This window comes from Sporosarcina limicola (assembly GCF_014873855.1).
GTDB classification, from domain to species: domain Bacteria; phylum Bacillota; class Bacilli; order Bacillales_A; family Planococcaceae; genus Sporosarcina; species Sporosarcina limicola.
This window is the reverse complement of the sequence record NZ_JADBEL010000005.1, coordinates 33,326-51,901: the sequence shown is the minus strand read 5'-3', so window position 1 is coordinate 51,901 and position 18,576 is coordinate 33,326. Positions and strand designations below refer to the sequence as shown.

Sequence of the window (18,576 nt, the reverse complement as noted above, 5' to 3'; positions counted from 1 at the left end):
ATCAAAAACGGGTACACAATGAATCGATTGTGTACCCGTTTTATTCGCGCTACCATATACTTAATTAATTAATGCCATGTGCAACCATCGCATTAGCGACTTTTAAAAATCCAGCGATATTTGCACCAATTACTAGATTGCCAGGATGACCAAAACTTTCTGCCGCTGACAAACAGCTACTGTAAATATTTTTCATAACGTGCTGAAGTTTTTCATCGACTTCTTCAACTGTCCAAGAGAGCCTCATGCTGTTTTGAGACATTTCCATAGCAGATACCGCAACACCACCAGCATTCGCAGCTTTTCCTGGAGCAAATAAGACGCCATTCTCATGAAATAATGTCATTGCTTCTTGTGTACATGGCATATTTGCCCCTTCTCCAATCGCTTTCACTCCATTTGCAATAAGCAGATGAGCTGCAATCTCATCTAGCTCATTCTGGGTCGCACAAGGAAGGGCGATATCACATGGAATTGACCAAATATCAGAACAATTCTCATGATATTTCGCATGTGGATATGCTTTTGTATATTCCCAAATCCGTTTGTTATCATATTCTTTAAGTTGCTTTACCATTTCTATATCAATACCGTTTTCATCGTAAATATAGCCGCCTGAATCACTACACGCAACGACTTTCGCACCGAGCTGAATGGCTTTCTCCATTGCATATGTGGAGACATTCCCAGAACCAGAAACGACAACGGTAACTCCCTCAAAGCTTTTACCTTCCCCCTTCAACATCTCATCAACGAAATAGACAGTACCATACCCAGTCGCCTCTTTACGTCCTAGACTTCCGCCATGATTCGGATCTTTACCGGTGAAAACGCCTGCTTCGTATCCACCTTTCAAGCGATTATATTGCCCAAACATATAACCAATCTCTCTTTTTCCAACGCCTATATCCCCTGCTGGAACGTCAACATCCGGACCTATATATTTACTTAACTCCGTTACAAAGCTTTGGGTAAAGCGCATGATTTCACGCTCCGATTTACCCTTCGGATCAAAATCGGAACCACCCTTACCAGCACCAATTGGTTGACCCGTCAATGCATTTTTAAAAATTTGTTCAAAGGCAAGGAACTTCATGATGCTACTATTTACAGAAGGATGGAATCGAATTCCGCCTTTATACGGTCCAAGATCACTGTTGAACTGTACCCGGAAACCACGGTTCACATGAACTTTACCTTGGTCATCTTCCCAAGCAACACGGAATGTAATGATGCGTTCCGGTTCTGTAATGCGTTCAAGTATACCATTCGTAATAAATTCTGGATGTTTAGAAAAGATGGGACGAAGGGAGTCGAATATTTCTCTTATAGCTTGTAAAAACTCTTTTTCATCAGGATTTCTTTTCTTCACTAACTCATATACTCCATGGACGTAATCATTCGCTCTATTTTTATTGTTCGTTTGAACTCCAACTATTCTTGTCATCCGTACTCATCCCTTTCTTGAATATACTAAAGGAGAAGCTAACGCCTCTCCACAGGTAACTTAAAATTGATATTTCAAAAACTTCTTCATTTTTTGTATTATCGCTGAAAATATGGTTTGTTACAACATTTTTTTATGTTCGAATCAATAATTATACTTGTTTGTGTCATATTTATGTATACTTATGAGAAAAATATTTACTTTCTTTTAAAAAGGGGGTATTATTAGTCTATTCAATCAGCGGTTTAAATCCGTCATTTGAAAATGCTAGCTTAGGGAAAGAGGGGAAGATTTATGAACTTCAAAAAAATGGCCCGTGTATTCATAGGAGCCAATATAATGTTAGTAATGACTTTTATTCTCCTACCTGCTCTACTGATTAATCCCGATATGGAAGTCCTTCAATCTTTCATTAATTATATCAATAAAGACTAACCAAATGAACAAAATGAACCGAATGTGCAGTAAGAGTGCACCTCGGTTCATTTTTTATATTCATGTAATCTTTCTAATCTTAAAGTTATCTTGCAACAACAACCAGTTTTGTGGAAATGCTAGGCCCAGTTTCCAATACATAATGCCACGCAACTTAAACTGTTTGATTAAATCGAATTTAGCTTGAATACTACGCGCGTCTTCAAACCATACTTCATGATGCACACCTTTATCATCCGTGTACTTAAAATGCGGTGCTTGTGCTACATAATCATATTGAATATCTGCGTTCTGCCTTACCGCAATCGCAATTGCTTGTTGAGGGCTAAGTGCTTTGGCAGCTACCCCTCCTTGACTTGGGTAAGGTTGTGACCAATCATAGCCATACAAATTTTGACCTAAGAAAATTTTATCGCGCGGTATCTGACTGACAGCATACTCTACAACCTCTTGAACTGGCTTAATGGGACTAACTGCTTGTGGATCACTATACGTATAACCCCATTCATACGTCATGAGTGAAACGAAATCTACAATCTTTCCATGCGCCGCATAATCATGGGCACCATATATTCCCGTCTTCACATCACTCGTTTTCGGGGCAAGCGCCGTTGAAATCGTGAAACCCGCCGCATGGAACCGATCTCTCGCTTTCCGAAGAAAGCTATTATACAGTTCACGGTCTTCTGGATGAAGCATCTCAAAATCGAAATGAATATCTTTGTAGCCAATCTCATTCGCAACTTGAATGAGATTCCCGAATAGCTGGTTCTGAGCCGCCTCATCCGTAAAAAGAGCATGAGCAAGATCCGCATTAAACGCGAAATTCTCCAGATTAGTCACAACAAGCGCATTGGCTGCCCCCGCAGAACGTGCAATCGACGGTATATTATCGATTGTCGGGGCTTTTAGTGAGCCATCTCTCTTCGCTTCATAACTAAACATGGCCAGATACGTTAGTGAATCAACCCTTCTTTTAACCTCATCAATCATCGTTTGACTAACTGGAGTCCGCGGCTCAACATAAAGTAAAGCATCAATGGTTGATTTGGGTCTAGGTGGGATATAAAGGCGCTGTCCGATGTGAAGAATACTAGATGTGGATAATCCATTGACAGTTGCGAGTTCATTGACGGTCAAACCATATAATTTTGAAATACTATACAATGATTGACCCGGCTGAACCCAATGATAACTTCCTACAATTGGTATGACCAACGCTTGACCAACCACAAGACGTGAAGGGTCAGGAATTTCGTTCGCTAGTGCAATTCCCTGATAAGGTATGCCGTAAGCCTGCCCGATTCCGTACAGACTTTGTCCTTTTTGAACAACATGAATTTGCAAACTAATCACCTTCCTTTCATTGACAAAAACGCCCTCTTACTAAGACTATTTTTGTCCAGAGATGATTATGCCTAAATCGGGCCGATTCTTTCCCCACTTCTTACGAATAATTTTCATTTCAAAAACCATACTACTTTTGATGAAAATTAATTCATAATAGGAGGATATGTAATGACACAAAATCCATTCGGACAAACGCACGAGAATATGCATACGGGACCTGTTTCTCAACAAATGAATCATGGTGGTCACGAACTGTTCGATGTCCACGAAGCATTATCCAGCACTGTTGGGGCGCTAAACCAAGCAATGTTGTTACGTCAACATGTAAAAGATCCGGAGTTGCTTGCTATTTTAGATCGCCAATACCGATTTACATTGGACGAATACAATATTACAGTTGACTGTTTCAAGACAGGCCGTGACCCTTCGCATCCAACTAAAAGTTATGAAATGACACAAGGAAATGACTTTGTCTACGGCATGAAACCGATGCAACCGACAAAACCTATGCAATCGGAATCGGAAATATCGGATGAAATCATCTCGGGCTTTTTACTTGGTTCCGCAAAAACTGGAGCCTCCACGAAAACAATGGCCGCTATGGAGACATGCAATCCTGTCGTTCGCCGTGTACTTGCCGACTCCGTACCGAATTGCATCGAGATGGCATATGAACTTGCGATTTATCAGAATAAGCACCATTATTACCAAGTTCCTCAACTCGCTCAGCAAGATATGCAGCAACTATTGAACTCATTCGCACCGGCGCAGGGCCAACCTGGAATGCCAAATAACAATCTACAATAAGTGTGAATGACAAAACCCAGGTACTCACTCAATTTACTGTGAGTACCTGGGTTTTATTTTGTTTTCGAAATGAAATTTTTAGGTGCGTCCGCTTGAAAACGTATGAGTTCTCCTGTTGTTGGATGCACTAATGCTAAAGCAGTTGCATGGAGACCTAGACGTTTGATGGGATTAATGGTCGAACCATATTTTTTATCGCCAACAACGGGATGGCCAAGTTCCTCCATATGAACACGGATTTGGTTTTTTCGTCCAGTTTCAAGTTGCACCTGAAGTAACGTGAACTGTTTATTCGATTGCAGTGTTTTGTAATGGGTAATGGCATGTTGGCCGCCGTTATCAGTCGGATTCGAGTGCACTTTGAATGTTTTCGATTCCTTTAGCCACGATGAAATTGTGCCTTCTTTTTTTCTGACGACACCCTCGACAAGCGCAGTATACGTCCGTTCTTTTACAACCTCATTCCAGGCTTCCTGTAATTTCTTCTTAATATCCTCACTTTTGGCGAAAAGCATGACGCCCGATGTATCCCGATCCAGCCGATGCACGACAAAAACCCTATTTTTCAGATTTTCTTTTTTCACATATTGCTTAATCTGCCTGTAAGCAGTCATTTCTTCTTCATTTTTTGCCGCCACCGAAAGAATACCTGCATCTTTATTGACAGCGATAAGCACATCATCCTCGTATAATATCTCAATCCCGACGAGTGCGTCCTCTTTCATGGCTGCCTGATTTTTGAGAATCGCCACTGTTTGTCCAATCTGGAGTGGATGATTATGTTGCTTTATCATTTTCCCATCGACTGTCACTTGTCCCCGTGTCAGTACGGATTTCACTGAATTCCGGCTACTCTTGGTCATCATCTTTATCAAGAAAGGTAATAACTCGATTGGTTCTTCCACTTTATAAATCGATGAATCGGTATTTCTGTTTGGTGAATTTTTATGATTTTTTCGCATATATACTCTCCCTCACTCTACACTTCTATTATGCGCAAATTGCCTCCATAATACAAACACTGTATGATGATTATAAGAATTAATTTTGAATTGGGCTCGTACAATTCAAAATCCGAGCGCAAATATGCCAGGGCGTATTTGATTAATAAGGAAAAGGTGATTGTTATGCGTGTAGCGATAGTTGACTTTGACGGGACATTATATGCGGAAGAAACATTTCAACTATTAATGAGACACTTAAGGTACCACCCGGTTCATCATCCAAAGTATAAACGGTTTTATAGATCCATTATCCCGCCTTTCATTGGCTATAAATTGAAGCTACTTCCTGAGGCTAAAATGAAAGCGCGTTCTATGCAAGTTTACTTGGATGCCCTTCAAAAATTAACTGAAGAAGAATTGAATAGTTATTTTGAAGAAATGGCCGAAGAAGTACGGAAAGGCTTCAATCAAGATGTTCTATCCAGGATAGAACAGCATATTGCCGATGATGTACACGTCATGCTTGTTTCAGGTGCGTATACCCCACTCTTGCAATCTGTTACAAAAGGGTTACAGTTCGATATGATTATCGGAACGGATATCCCTTTTAACGGAGATACAATCGATAGGCGAACACCCATCTATCATATACAAGGACCAAGGAAAAACGAAAAGATCCAGGAGGCATTGGATGGAAAAGAAATCGACTGGGAAAACAGTTTTGCTTATGGAGATAGTTTTTCCGACTTATCCGTATTGGAACTCGTCGGCAATCCCGTCGCCGTCCGTCCCGAACCTCGATTGCAAACGATAGCTGAAGAACGCAAGTGGGACATAATCTAAAAAGCGAAGCCATCTACTGGCTTCGCTTTTTTAAATGATGAAAAAGTATAAGTTTTTGTGTCCGCCACAATCCATGAGTTTTCACGCTTTTCACCATAAGTGACTAATTCCTCTATCGAAGCGACTAATCTTCTAATCAAGCGACCATTCCTGCTCCTGCTGCCGCCTTTAGTAAGTACGGTTTATGCTCGATTTTCCTTTAAGATATCGCTTTTAAACCAACTACACCGATGACGATAAGCAAAACGCTAACTATACGGCCCATACTTTTCGATTCCCCGAAAAAAATCATATTGATGAGAACTGCTCCAGCCGTTCCAACACCAATCCAAACCGCATAGGCGACACTCACTTGCAAATAGTTGAACGCGGCATATAGAAAGGCGAATGCTGCGCCGAAACCACCTCCAAATAAAATTCCGCTTCCTATTGTTTTTTGTTGACTGTATTTCTTAAGACCGACCACTCCAGTAATTTCACTTATTGCTGCTAACAAAACAAATAACCAACCCATAATTATACAATTCCTTTCGTTGCTCTCTTCTCTTCCGCTACATCAGCCAAGTTCAATCCGATCACCCCAAAAACCAAAATAGCAATGAAGAAGATTTTCCCTGCACTCAAACTCTGACCAAAAAAGAAGATGTCCATCAGGGCCGTCCCGACTGTCCCAATGCCGGCGAAAGTTGCATAGACAGTGCCTGTCGGTAGGCTTTCACATGCTTTCGCCAAATAGTGAAAATCGATAAAAATGAATGAGACGATAAATATCCAATGCCACCATTCAGTTGCAACATTAAATCCAAAAATCCAAACCAACTCAAATAAACTTGTCATCGCAACATAAAACCATGCTTTATTCATACGTATTCTCCTCGTTATATGACTGACTGTCATTCATCTTACTTTACAAATCAATTACGGGTAGAAATTGATTAACCTATTCCACCCGTTTTTTTCATTCCCGAATTCCAAGGGCATGTTTTAAAAAAATATTGACCTCCGATTTTTGTATACGTGCTTGATCTTCCTGTTCTGAATCATATAAGTAAATCTGTTCAGCAGCCGATTCAACAAGTCCAATAACTAGTTTTGCGGTAGGGTCGACATTAATGGATTGACGGATGATTCCATCTGCCTTCGCTTCTTGTAGTCGTTCGCTAACCCAATTATAAAAAGGTGCATACACCGTTTCCCATTCTTTTAAATGCTCAGTTGAAGCCAGACCTGAATAAATCAAAGCCTGTATCTCGTGATAATCACGCGTCACCATGAAAATCGCATCCACAATTTGAGTAAGTTGTACTGGGAAGGAAGCATTCACTTGTACGGTTTCCTGCACAATCGTCATTGTTTTTTCTACCATTACTTCAGCTATCGCAGGCATTAATGATAATTTTGAAGGGAAATATAAATAGAATGTACCTTGAGCAATTCCAGCTGCTTTCACAATATCGGAGATTTTCGTTTTATCAATGCCTTGTTCTCGAAAAACTTGAATAGCTGCACGAACAATTGCCTCTTTTTTATTCATCAATTCATACCACCTTTCAACATGACTGACTGTCATTCATTTTATATCAAATAAATAGATTTTGCAATTTATTTGTTTAAACATGAAGTTTAAATAAATATTTTTGAATAAATAAATTTCATGACGAAGATGATAGCCATAGGAATGTAAACGCTTCATTTATTCTAATTTTCCGATTCGACTGAATTTTCCACCTTGCGATTTTTATTAATCTATGGTAATAATTTATAACTATAAACGAAAATATTGTTTGGAATGGGGTATGTTCAATGACAAGACGATATAACTCTTCTCTCGAAATGCATCAGCTTCATAAAGGAAAAATGGAAACTGTTTCTAAAGTTCCATTAGAAAATAAAACGGATCTTAGTTTAGCCTACTCTCCCGGTGTTGCAGAGCCCTGCGTGGAGATTGCAAACGATCCTTCCCTTGTGTATGAATATACGATAAAAGGAAATTTAGTGGCAGTCATCACGGATGGAACTGCCGTATTAGGTTTAGGCGATATCGGTCCCGAAGCAGCTCTACCTGTAATGGAGGGCAAGGCAATGTTATTAAAAAGATATGCGAATATCGACTCATTCCCGATTTGCTTGGGTACAAAAGATGTTGATGAAATCGTCCAGACCATAAAAGCAATCAGCCCAACGTTTGGCGCTATAAATTTGGAAGATATTTCGGCACCACGTTGTTTTGAAGTCGAAAAAAGACTTCGCGAAGAACTCAACATTCCTGTGTTCCATGATGACCAACACGGAACCGCTATCGTCGTTGGCGCAGGATTATTGAATGCGTTAAAAGTCGTCAAAAAAGAAATAAAAACTGCTAAAGTTGTCGTCAACGGTGCAGGAGCAGCCGGTATTGCCATCACAAAACTTCTTGGGAGTATTGGTTTCGAACAGATTGTCATCTGTGATTCAAAAGGAATTATCTACAAAGGCCGCCAAAATGATATGAATCCCATTAAACATGAGATTGCTGAAATAACAAATCCCGAGCAATTAACTGGTACGCTTAAAGATGCGATGACAGGCGCAGATATATTCGTCGGGGTTTCAGTAGCTAACATTCTAACGAAAGAATTTATTGAGTGTATGGGCAGTGATTCAATCGTTTTCGCTTTGGCAAATCCACTTCCCGAGATAGCACCAGACAAAGCAAAAGAATATGGTGTCCGCGTAATCGCAACAGGTCGTTCAGATTACCCGAATCAGGTGAACAATGTCCTTGCATTTCCAGGCATCTTCCGAGGGGCTCTTGATGTCAGAGCAACCGAAATAAACGAAAGCATGAAACTGGCTGCCACATATGCCATTGCGAGTTTGATCGAGGATACTGATTTGTCTGATGATTATATTATTCCGGATCCTTTCGATAAACGAATTACAGGTATTGTTGCACAGGCGGTAGGTAAAGCAGCGATGGATTCAGGGGTTTCCGTTTATAGAAATCTCATTTTACAAGGACAGAAAGCTTGAAATTAGCAAAAAGCCGTAAACTTGATTTTATCAAGTCTACGGCTACTTTTTTCATTGATCTTCCTCACTCTTCATATCAACATGTAGGGAACCGTCAGTTTGGATTTCCGCATAGAATACGTGTTCAACCTTACCTATTCCTTGTTTTTTCAACTGTTCGTAAACCCACTCTTCTGTCAAATTCAGCTCAGGTAAATTCTTTTCTACGATTTTTCCGTCCGAAATAATTTCCGATGGAATATATTTCGGTATTGGTGCAGGTGCTTTCACGTCTTGCTTCGTTGCAGGCTCCTGTCCAACCTTCTTTAGAATACTCAACTTTCCGTTCGTTTCAAGTACAGCGTAGTTAACATCCTTTATCGAAAAGACCCCTTGTTCGCGTAGCATCATGTTTAAATCGTTAAGATGAAGACGCAACTTTTTTAAAGACCCCTCCAATATCTTCCCTTCACGCATTACGATTGTTGGCTGATCATCGAGAACGAGTCTTGCCTTTCTTGATTTAAGCGCTATAAAACTCATAAGTAATGTCAACAAGGCCCACCAAATCATCGAAACAAGACCATTCAAAAACGGGGTTTCGGATTCACCCGCGATATTCCCTGCAATGGAACCGATTGTAATACCTGTTACATAGTGAAAGAAAGTCAATTGGGATATCTGTTTTTTCCCCATAATACGTGCAAGAATGAGTAGTGCTATAAATGTTATCGTGGTCCTTAAAATCATTTCCCAAAAATCCAATTCCAGCATTTCATCTATATTCATATAGAATACGCACCTCCACTTACAGAAGTATTCCTATATCGAGATCTGTCTATACATCGGGATAAAGTAACGGTAATAAAACCCCAACTCCAAAACAACTGGCGTTCTGCGGAAGAGATTTCATTATCATTCTAATTAGTGATCATTTCCATTCATATGGTGTTTCCTGATAGACATAATAGTTCAACCAGTTGGAGAAAAGTAAATGTGTATGTGAACGCCACGTATTCGATGGTTGCTCGTTTACATCATCATTCGGAAAATAGTTTTCCGGCAAATCAACAACTACCCCTTTTTGAAGGTCTCGGTTATATTCATCGGCAAGTGTCGTTGCATCATATTCTAAATGTCCGGTAATCATAATATGTTTTTCGTCATTTGAGATAATGATGAACGCCCCTGCCTCCTTAGATTGGGAAAGTAACGTCAGACGTGGATCACTTTCAATCTCCTCAATTGAAACGGATGTATAGCGAGAATGCGGTGCTGTAAATTCGTCGTTGAAACCACGGGCCAGCTTGATTGTCGAATCGGCCAAATTATGTTTGTAAACACCGAAACATTTTGCAGGCAATTCAAACTTACCGATGCCGTAATGATGATACAATGCAGCTTGCGCACCCCAACAAATATGTAAAACGGACGTCACATTGTCTTTTGACCAATCCATTATCTTCTTCAACTCAGCCCAATAATTCACATCTTCAAATGCCAAGTGTTCAATCGGGGCACCCGTAATAATCAGCCCATCAAAGCGGCGATTCTTAACTTCTTCAAACGTTTCATAAAACGTATCTAAGTGTGATCTACTCGTATTTTTTGATTCGTGGGTCGCCATGTTCATAAAAGTAATATTCACTTGTAACGGTGTATTACCCAATAACCGGAGAAGTTGTAGCTCCGTTCTTTCCTTCTCAGGCATCAAATTGAGAATTAGTACGTTCAATGGACGGATATCTTGTTCCACCGCACGATCCTCGTCCATTACGAATATCTTTTCTTCTAACAGTTTCTCTCTTGCTGGTAATTGTTTTGGTATGTTTATTGGCAATTATCTTCGCTCCCTTTTCGATTAGCAATTCATATTCTCATACTCAAAATGAAAAACCCTCTTTTCTGTGAAATAAGAAAAGAGGGTTGGATTTAGACTCTCAGCTCTTATCTCTCAAGACAGACATCTTGTTGGAGGCAGCACCTTCCTGACAGGATCAGGGGTTGCTGAAGCTTCATTGGGCCAGATCCCTCAGCTTCTCTTGATAAGAATATTTAATTTCATTCAGCAGAAATCTCCCACTCTAAAAGGTGTCGAGATGAATGCAAAGTATATAGACTATTCAGCAGAGGGTTCAAAAAACCTGCTGAATAAAGTTAAAGCCTCCGGCGGATACCATGGATTTTGAAAGGAGGCAATTGAGCAAGCTCAATTCAAAATCCGGGCGCAAATACGCCAAGGCGCATTTGATTTTATTAGATACCATTATACTATTGAACTGATAATTGTAAACGAAATTATCTTTAATTTACATTTTTTCTTTTACTATGTGAGCATAATTCACACCTTGTGTTTTTCGTAAAAAACGATACGCATGTTATCATTTATTGCAGTTATCTTTCCTGTCGTTATGTACCCGAGACTTTCGTATAAACCGCATAATTTACACTCTTCAAGTATCGTATCCAACTCCCATACAAGCCAGTCAGTGTATATTTCCTCGACAATTTGAATTGTCGCTTTTGCAATTCCTCTTCCTTGATATTCAGGGAGAATAAAAATCGGGGATAGTCTATAGCGGTGATTATCCCTTTTAGCTATACGAATTGCACCAACTGGATTGGTTTGGTAGGAAATTAAATAATAGTCTGTCTGCTTTTGGTTCAAACGCTCAATCGTCCGTTCAATCCCCTCATTTGCAGGATTCGTCCCAAAGTCTTTATATTTATCGAGTAGCGGTTGGAATGATTCAACTTGCATTGTGTGAATCAATTCCGCATCGCCAATTGACGCTTTAGTAATAAGTAGCTGCTCCAATCAAAACACCTCTGTTAGTATAATTTCAATAAATGGGGTGAATAGCTTTTTCCTAAAAAAAGAAAAACCCGTATGCCTAGTTTAGCACTACAGGTCAAGTGAATGAATGGAAATGAGTCAGTTTGTACCCTGCTTTTCTTTTTGTGTTTCGTTCGTCTTGTATAAAGCAAATGAGCGTTCTGAATCCATCTCTGGTTTTGTCCGATTAGAGGAAGAAAAACTGTAAATGTGATCTATTTTTTCTCCAAGAGAAGTGGTTCTTTCGAAGAGAATTGACCGAAAATGATTCATTTGCTTTACTAGTTTTTCCATCAATCCTTCTTGAGCATCCAAACGCTCTACTACTTCACTTTGAATAATTTCTTGCTTGGAGATTTGGTCCGATAAGAGCATTTGTTGATCCATTTGCTGATTCATTTTCAAAGAGAGGTTTTCATTAGTAGTATCAGATTTATCCAACCGATTAACGATTTCTGTATTCGAATGATTTATCTTGTTGATTTGCTCAATGAATTCCCGATCCAATAGCCGTTTAGTTTTCACCATTCGTTGTAACGTTTTATTTTTATCATCTAACTTCGTTAATGACTCTAGGACAACATTTTCAAATTTCAGTTGGCGGGTGCTATTTTCCATTAGCTCATCAAAACGGTTGCGAACTGTTCTCCATTGATTTGTTTGATTATTTTTTTGTTGTTTCATGGATTTTTCAAGTGCTATAAAATTCTTAGTGATTGATTCATATGCTTGTTTCTGTTCATCCATCCACTCCGACAATAAATCCGCCTTGAAGTTCCCTTGATTCGGCTCATCAATCTTCGCTTCATTTTTGAAGACATCAGGGTGAAAATAGTTGTTTATAAATAACCCCATCTTTGTTAGCCTCCTTGTCGTATTATCTTATGCAGGTTATGACAGGAGGGCTATTGTTCACATAAATCCTTTTCATTTTAATCGTTTCTAATTATCGCTTGGAATGCTACCTTCCTCTTTTACATCCACAGTCCAAGAGACAATCGTCGTGCTATCCCTTACATCGAGTCTTTCAATCTCCATTAACATCTTCGAAATACCTTCATAAAGGTTTTCTGTTTTCAATGTAGCTACAAGATTTAAAGGATCTGAATAAGGCTCACCCGGGCACTCTACCAAACCATCCGTTGTCATGAAAATAAGGTTAACCCCTTTTCTCAATTCCCTTGTTCCAGAAGTGTAGCAAGGAACGGTTTTCTCAAACGTATTAACTTGACCAATCCACTCGAAAAACTGCCTTTGATTGAGCTGGAATTGGTTGAGGGCAATCAATTCTGGATGGAGTACATAGACCAAGCAATCCCCAACTGAAAACCACCAAACATAGTTACTTTTTCTTACACAGACAAGAAATGCAGTCTCTCCTGATACATTTCTGCATTCATCCAAAAAATCGTCACTTTGAAAAATCTCCAGTAGCCTCTTTTCCAATCGCTTAAACTCTGGGGGACCTTTTATAGTTACTATTCCTAACAAGTCTTCTTTATGCTGTTCGAGTATGCGAATTACAAGTTCCGCGCTTTCGGCACTGCTATGTGCATCAAGAATTGCCGCAAGTTCCCAATCCTTACTCTGCCAGATGATGCATCCATCTTCATTCTTTTTTTGCCCGGCTGAAGAGTTTCCACCAAAACGACCAAGGGTTACACGATTGATCCATCGAACATCTTGTTCATCAACAAAATCCTTTTCGCTCCCTACCCATGAGTAACTATTCATGGCCTTGCGTTTCCAAATATGACTTTATCCTCAGACATAGTTCTTTCACTTCAGTCTCTCCTCCTAGCGGCGCCTCTGGCCATTCACGTACTGACATCGGTCCCCAAAACTGCTTAGGTGTGTCTGGATATCGCGGGACTACATGCATGTGTAAATGTGGTACTGTGTTACCGGATACAAATGAATAGATATGCTCCGCTTTTTCACTTATCATCAATGCCTTACTTACTCGCGCCATAATGCACCCAAATGCCTTCGCTTCATTCAAAGTCATATCCCCGAGAGTTGGCACATGTCTCTTCAAATCAATCATAAGATGTCCTAAATAACCTGGGTTTTCATTATTATCAATATGACCAACATATACAAAATCATCTTCAAAGATGGTAATGCCATCCGTTTTGATTGACTCTACATGTTTATTGCAAATAAAAATTCTTCCATTCACTCCCCCTCAATAAGTGGTACATGCCATTCAGTTTTCCTTGAAGAAAAAGGTGTTAATGAATTCAGTTATTATTGGAATCTCGGGTGGATTCAGTTCAGCCGGAAGATTATCATAATGAAAGAATTGCAAATCCAGTACCTCATCTTCATCCTTTTTTAAAACGCCTTCATAATCCGTACAAATATAAGTAGAGATGACATTATAAACTTCATCACCATGAGGATATTTATAATAAAATTCTTTGCCAGAATAGACGTTAAACAAAGTTAGCTTATTTGCTACTAAATTGGTTTCTTCGTATAATTCCCGCTTTGCTACCTCTTCCAAAGTTTCTCCTGGTTCCAACGCTCCTCCTGCTAACCCCCAGCATTTGTTATCTGTTCTTAATTGTAAAAGAAGTTTATTCTCTTTATCCAATAGGATTACATTTGCCCCCGTCATAATGAGCGGCCGATTTCCTACAAGGTTTCTTAATTCCCTTATGTAGCCCATATTAAGTCTCCTTTCGTACAGTTATTAGTAATAGATTGTAGTAGTGATTACAGTAGCGTAGTGTAACAATTTGAATTTCTGAATACTTTTATGTATAATGGTCATATAATAAAAGAGAGAAGCGCGCAAACGCTTCCTCTTGCAGCTACTACCGTTAAGATGGTGGTTGTCAAAACTTAGTTTTTATTTCGCGAACCACCCCTTTGCTTCCTACGGCGCGGGGTGGTTTTCTTTTTTTCTAATACGTTCTTCCGAAAGAAAAATGCACTTATTTCACGCACAATTCCCTTCAAAACTTCGCGAAGAAATTCAAGAAATGTCTCCATTGGTTTCACCTCCTTTCCATTAGGGAAAGAAGAGCGACCACCAACCACCCTCACAATATTCAGCTACATTTATAGTTTACCATATTTCAAGTAGAAAAAAGTAACATTTTTCTGTCTAATCAAGTAATTGTACTTGCATATACAAAAAACAACACTTAATCGGAAAGAGGTTAACGAATGTTGTATTTGTTGTGAAATTAACACAAGTATTTGTAATTTCAACTGTACTTCTTATTTATTTTGAATCCTTTTTCGGGATACTCAATATTGTCCATTCTTCATCTTTTATCTGCTTGCCAATGTAAAGAATTTGTCCTAGATGGTAACTTATATGTGCTATCTCGGTCTGAATTGCACTAAGGACGGTTAGTTGCTTTTGCCTTAATGTAATTGTTTTATGTAGATCTTCTTCTTTTAGGTTATCCAATGTATCGAAAAGGTGTTTCCAACCTCCTTCCCACTTACTCATAAGCTCTTCCCTCGCCAGCCATTCATCTGAAAATTCAGCTCCCCTATCTCTGTAAGCTTTTTCTCCATCCGTAGTCAAAAAATCCACCCATCTAGAATTCATGTTGCCACTAATATGCTTGATTATAATCGAAATACTGTTGGACTCCCCACTCGGTTTCCAATGTAATTCATCTTCCGTCAGTTGTCTAAATGCCAGTTCTGCTCGTTCTTTGAAGTGTGTGAATTGTGTAATTACTTCAGCGATATATTGTTGCTCGATTGTTTTCAAAATAGTACCTCCATGTAAATTTAGATAGTTGATAGATTTCTCTTTTAAAGATAGTAGCGTGAAATAGTAGCACCTATTTCACGCTACTATTTCAATACTGAAACTGTACTTTTACCGCCGCTTTAATAGTTGTTTGACCCGGTTCAATCGGTGTGGATCCACTCATTTCATTGGCAGCAAATGATCGACTTGCAATAGGCTCTTCCCTAACTTCTTCAACAATTTTAATAGGAGTAGGGTCAAACTGAAGTTGCATTGTTTCAGCAATCGTTTGCGCTTTAGCTAAAGCATTTTTTAACGCCAAGCTCAATGCTTTTTGATAATGCATTTCTTCATCCTCTACCATGAATTGAATACTTGATACACTGGTTGCCCCGTTTTGAACAGCCACATCTATCACGTTTCCAACCTGCTCAATATTCCTGATTTTCACTGTAATTACGTTTGTAACTTGGTAGCCTCTAAACGATTGTTTACCTTCGACATAATCATATTGCGGAAAGATGTTGTACGATGCGGTTTTTATATCCTCCCTATGGATTCCCAATTCCAGCAGCGACTCGATAACTTGATTCATCACATAAGCATTTTCTTGTTGGGCCTGATTAAGATTCTTATTTTCGGTACTAACACCGAGCTGGACCTGAGCAATATTCGGTTCAATTGAGAGATTTCCGATACCAGTAACCGTCATAACCCTTTGTTGCTGATGGGTTATTTGTCGTACACAAGGATAATACATTCGCCTCCACCTCTCCTACACATCATTATGCCATAGTAGATAGTATGCTGATTGTCTGGAAAAGATATATACGGCAATACTTAACGAAAAGGCACTTAGCTTACTTAAATTAATTTATGGAAATACGTACCACTTCTTTATACACTAACATAATTACAAACAATGTTGGAGTTGATTGGATGAAAAAAAGTTGGAACATTTTCACTTTGGATATCAAAAATATCAGTAAAAACTGGGTTGCCGCCGTTCTCATCGGTGGTTTAGTATTTCTTCCCTCCCTATACGCATGGCTAAATATATATGCCTCCTGGGATCCTTATGCCCAGACAAACCAGATGAAAGTTGCCATCGTCAATGAAGACAAAGGTGCAACTATTCGGGAAAAAGAAATTGACGTAGGAAAAGACCTAGTTGCAACTTTAAAAACAAGCGATGAAATGGACTGGCAATTCACCAATCGTCAGCAAGCGATGGACAAGCTGGAGTATGGAGATTATTTTGCGGTAATCGTCATCCCTGAAAACTTTTCCGGCAAGCTTTCGTCCGTCATTTCCAATAATCCCGAAAAAGCGGATATCGAATACTATGTAAATGAAAAGATTAACTCGATTGCTCCAAAGATCACTGAAAAAGGTGCAAGTGTCATTGTTGATAAAGTAAGCAGAGAATTCACTGCTACAGTGAATGGTGTCATCTTCGATATGTTCAATTCATTAGGATTGGAGCTTCAACAGGATTTACCGGATATCGAGAAATTCGAAAGCTATATCTTTGAGTTGGAAAAAGGTTTACCAGGCATTCATAACTTACTGAAGGACTCCTTAACCGATTTGAAATCAGCACAAACTATAATTGTTAAAATACAGAAAATGATGCCTGAAGCGAACCAGATGACCGCCGACGGACTTGATACAGTCAATCGGACCATCGATTTTCTGAACGAAGCGGAAAATCGGTTACATCAAATGGCTCCAAGCATCAAAAAAGATGTGGAGAAAGTGCAGGCTATCTCACAGGAAGCGAACAGCTTTCTCAAAGAACTGCAAGCTGTGAACCTAGACTTCACTGAAGTGAATCGAGTCAAAGGGATTTTGAATTCAAAGATTGACCAGGCCATTGGAAAACTTGGTGCACTCAAGTCAGATCTAATCGATTTGAAAGCTTTGAATACAGTAAATGCCGCCTCCCCTGAGAAAGACAATCCAAATCAGTCTTTACTCGATGAAAAATTGACTCATGCAATCGAGACGACTTCAACAACAAAATCCTTCCTTCAAGAGGCACAAAAAAATGTTCAATCCATCAATGGTGTCATTGAAGATAACCAACAACAAGTAAAAAGTACTTTGAACAAGTTACAGCAAATCACAGAAAACACTTCTGTCAATTTGAACAGATTCATCAAAGAATACGATCAAACGATAGAACCGACGATATTGACTGAAGTGGCTAAAGCGAAAATGACTTTACAAAATGCAAGAAATATATTGAAAGAGGTCACTACCACATTACCTAAAGCGCAGAAAATCCTGAACAACTCAGCTACGCAAGTGACTGACGGAAAATCTGTTATTGAGAAGGCCCTTAACGAATTTCCGTTCATCAATACCAAGGTTAACCAGCTTGCTGATAAAATCCGTAAAATGCAAAGCAAAACAGACCTTCATGAAGTGATTCAATTATTGATAAACAATCCACAAGCTGAACGGAGTTTCTTCGAAGAACCGATTCTTCTAAATGAGCATCGATTATTTCCAATCGAAAATTACGGAACAGGAATGACGCCTTTCTACACGGTACTATCTATATGGGTAGGCTGTCTGTTACTGATTTCACTTCTTTCGGTTGAAGCCAAGCATGACGACCTCCTTAACGATCGAGCTATTTACTTTGGCAAACTGTTCACTTTCTTGACAATCGGTTTACTGCAAACAGTGATTGTGACAATTGGGGATATCGCGTTGCTAGGTGTAAAAGTGGCAGAGCCTTTCTGGTTCATCCTATTCGGCTTGTTTATCAGCCTAGTTTTCATGTCAATCGTCTATACGCTCGTTTCTATTTTCGGAGATGTAGGGAAAGCACTTGCCATTGTTATGCTCGTATTACAAATAGCCGGCTCAGGTGGAACGTACCCAGTGGATCTTTTGCCGCCATTCTTCCAATGGATAAACCCAGCTTTACCGTTTACCTATGCAATCGACTTGATGCGGGAAACGGTGGGAGGAATGGTTTGGAGACGTGTTGGAATCGATGTTTTGTTCCTAACCGTGTTTTCCATCGCCATTTTGCTGATTGGTGCTTTCCTGAAAGGGTTTGTCAATCAGAAAACCGAAGAGTTATTGAAGAAATCAAAGGAATCGGGACTGTTCCATTAGAATTACTTACACTTAAAAATGCAGTCATTTGTCATCGACTGCATTTTTTTATGTGTGAAATGTTTTT

The 18,576-nt window shown here is 39.3% G+C and carries 20 protein-coding genes and 1 riboswitch; of the genes, 4 read left to right on the top strand and 16 right to left on the bottom strand.

The features are described from left to right. Positions 1–64: 64 nt before the first annotated feature. Both gdhA and H4683_RS06405 read right to left on the bottom strand, forming a co-directional pair. Positions 65–1,447 (bottom strand): NADP-specific glutamate dehydrogenase, encoded by a 1,383-nt coding sequence (gene gdhA, locus H4683_RS06410; protein WP_192598019.1) that lies wholly within the window; start codon positions 1,445–1,447, stop codon positions 65–67. A gap of 495 nt (positions 1,448–1,942) precedes the next feature. Then, positions 1,943–3,229, bottom strand: coding sequence for a glycoside hydrolase family 18 protein (locus tag H4683_RS06405; protein ID WP_192598018.1), 1,287 nt, complete (start codon positions 3,227–3,229; stop codon positions 1,943–1,945). Between the two features lie 171 nt (positions 3,230–3,400). Here H4683_RS06405 and H4683_RS06400 point away from each other — a divergent pair, with 171 nt between their 5' ends. Continuing rightward, on the top strand, positions 3,401–4,039 hold the full coding sequence (locus H4683_RS06400; RefSeq protein WP_192598017.1) for a spore coat protein: 639 nt from the start codon (positions 3,401–3,403) through the stop codon (positions 4,037–4,039). 53 nt (positions 4,040–4,092) lie between these two features. Here H4683_RS06400 and H4683_RS06395 read toward each other — a convergent pair whose 3' ends face one another. Then, positions 4,093–5,001, bottom strand: coding sequence for an RluA family pseudouridine synthase (locus H4683_RS06395; RefSeq protein WP_192598016.1), 909 nt, complete (start codon positions 4,999–5,001; stop codon positions 4,093–4,095). Between the two features lie 165 nt (positions 5,002–5,166). On the opposite strand from H4683_RS06395, the gene H4683_RS06390 reads away from it, so the two are divergent. Beyond that, a complete protein-coding gene (locus H4683_RS06390) occupies positions 5,167–5,826 on the top strand; it encodes an HAD family hydrolase (protein WP_192598015.1) in 660 nt (219 codons plus the stop codon). Here H4683_RS06390 and H4683_RS06385 read toward each other — a convergent pair. From H4683_RS06385 to H4683_RS06370, 4 genes are all read right to left on the bottom strand, one after another. Beyond that, complete coding sequence (locus tag H4683_RS06385) at positions 5,823–5,966, bottom strand: hypothetical protein (protein ID WP_192598014.1); 144 nt, start codon at positions 5,964–5,966, stop codon at positions 5,823–5,825. The two genes, H4683_RS06390 and H4683_RS06385, sit on opposite strands and share 4 nt — an antisense overlap. Before the next feature lie 59 nt (positions 5,967–6,025). After that, on the bottom strand, positions 6,026–6,340 hold the full coding sequence (locus H4683_RS06380) for a DMT family transporter (RefSeq protein ID WP_192598013.1): 315 nt from the start codon (positions 6,338–6,340) through the stop codon (positions 6,026–6,028). Positions 6,341–6,342: 2 nt separating this feature from the next. Continuing rightward, positions 6,343–6,690: a DMT family transporter gene (locus H4683_RS06375; RefSeq protein ID WP_192598012.1), complete on the bottom strand. Its 348-nt coding sequence runs from the start codon at positions 6,688–6,690 to the stop codon at positions 6,343–6,345. Positions 6,691–6,784: 94 nt separating this feature from the next. Then, entirely contained in the window at positions 6,785–7,363 is a 579-nt protein-coding gene (locus H4683_RS06370; RefSeq protein WP_192598011.1) for a TetR/AcrR family transcriptional regulator, read from the bottom strand. 266 nt (positions 7,364–7,629) lie between these two features. Between H4683_RS06370 and H4683_RS06365 the strand changes: the two genes are divergently transcribed. Next, positions 7,630–8,838, top strand: a complete 1,209-nt coding sequence (locus tag H4683_RS06365) for an NAD(P)-dependent malic enzyme (protein ID WP_192598010.1) — start codon at positions 7,630–7,632, stop codon at positions 8,836–8,838. Positions 8,839–8,889: 51 nt separating this feature from the next. Here H4683_RS06365 and H4683_RS06360 read toward each other — a convergent pair whose 3' ends face one another. From H4683_RS06360 to H4683_RS06320, 9 genes are all read right to left on the bottom strand, one after another. Beyond that, complete coding sequence (locus tag H4683_RS06360) at positions 8,890–9,606, bottom strand: YetF domain-containing protein (protein ID WP_192598009.1); 717 nt, start codon at positions 9,604–9,606, stop codon at positions 8,890–8,892. A gap of 142 nt (positions 9,607–9,748) precedes the next feature. Further along, complete coding sequence (gene metA / locus H4683_RS06355) at positions 9,749–10,657, bottom strand: homoserine O-acetyltransferase MetA (RefSeq protein ID WP_192598008.1); 909 nt, start codon at positions 10,655–10,657, stop codon at positions 9,749–9,751. A gap of 104 nt (positions 10,658–10,761) precedes the next feature. After that, positions 10,762–10,869, bottom strand: a riboswitch (SAM riboswitch). A 289-nt stretch (positions 10,870–11,158) separates the two neighbouring features. After that, the gene (locus H4683_RS06350) at positions 11,159–11,635 is read right to left on the bottom strand and encodes a GNAT family N-acetyltransferase (RefSeq protein WP_225941933.1); all 477 of its coding nucleotides are present in this window, start codon (positions 11,633–11,635) and stop codon (positions 11,159–11,161) included. Positions 11,636–11,752: 117 nt separating this feature from the next. Then, positions 11,753–12,508, bottom strand: coding sequence for a hypothetical protein (locus H4683_RS06345; protein WP_192598007.1), 756 nt, complete (start codon positions 12,506–12,508; stop codon positions 11,753–11,755). An 87-nt stretch (positions 12,509–12,595) separates the two neighbouring features. Then, complete coding sequence (locus tag H4683_RS06340) at positions 12,596–13,387, bottom strand: PP2C family serine/threonine-protein phosphatase (RefSeq protein WP_192598006.1); 792 nt, start codon at positions 13,385–13,387, stop codon at positions 12,596–12,598. Continuing rightward, positions 13,380–13,835: an HIT domain-containing protein gene (locus tag H4683_RS06335; RefSeq protein WP_192598005.1), complete on the bottom strand. Its 456-nt coding sequence runs from the start codon at positions 13,833–13,835 to the stop codon at positions 13,380–13,382. Before H4683_RS06335 ends, H4683_RS06340 begins: the two co-directional genes overlap by 8 nt. A gap of 27 nt (positions 13,836–13,862) precedes the next feature. Further along, positions 13,863–14,327 carry an NUDIX hydrolase gene (locus H4683_RS06330; RefSeq protein WP_192598004.1) on the bottom strand — a complete coding sequence of 155 codons (465 nt, stop codon included), beginning with the start codon at positions 14,325–14,327 and terminating at the stop codon, positions 13,863–13,865. 561 nt (positions 14,328–14,888) lie between these two features. Beyond that, on the bottom strand, positions 14,889–15,392 hold the full coding sequence (locus H4683_RS06325; RefSeq protein ID WP_192598003.1) for a DUF1572 family protein: 504 nt from the start codon (positions 15,390–15,392) through the stop codon (positions 14,889–14,891). A gap of 91 nt (positions 15,393–15,483) precedes the next feature. After that, positions 15,484–16,134, bottom strand: coding sequence for an SIMPL domain-containing protein (locus tag H4683_RS06320; RefSeq protein WP_192598002.1), 651 nt, complete (start codon positions 16,132–16,134; stop codon positions 15,484–15,486). Positions 16,135–16,313: 179 nt separating this feature from the next. Here H4683_RS06320 and H4683_RS06315 point away from each other — a divergent pair, with 179 nt between their 5' ends. Beyond that, positions 16,314–18,509 (top strand): YhgE/Pip domain-containing protein, encoded by a 2,196-nt coding sequence (locus H4683_RS06315; protein ID WP_192598001.1) that lies wholly within the window; start codon positions 16,314–16,316, stop codon positions 18,507–18,509. Positions 18,510–18,576: the final 67 nt, after the last annotated feature.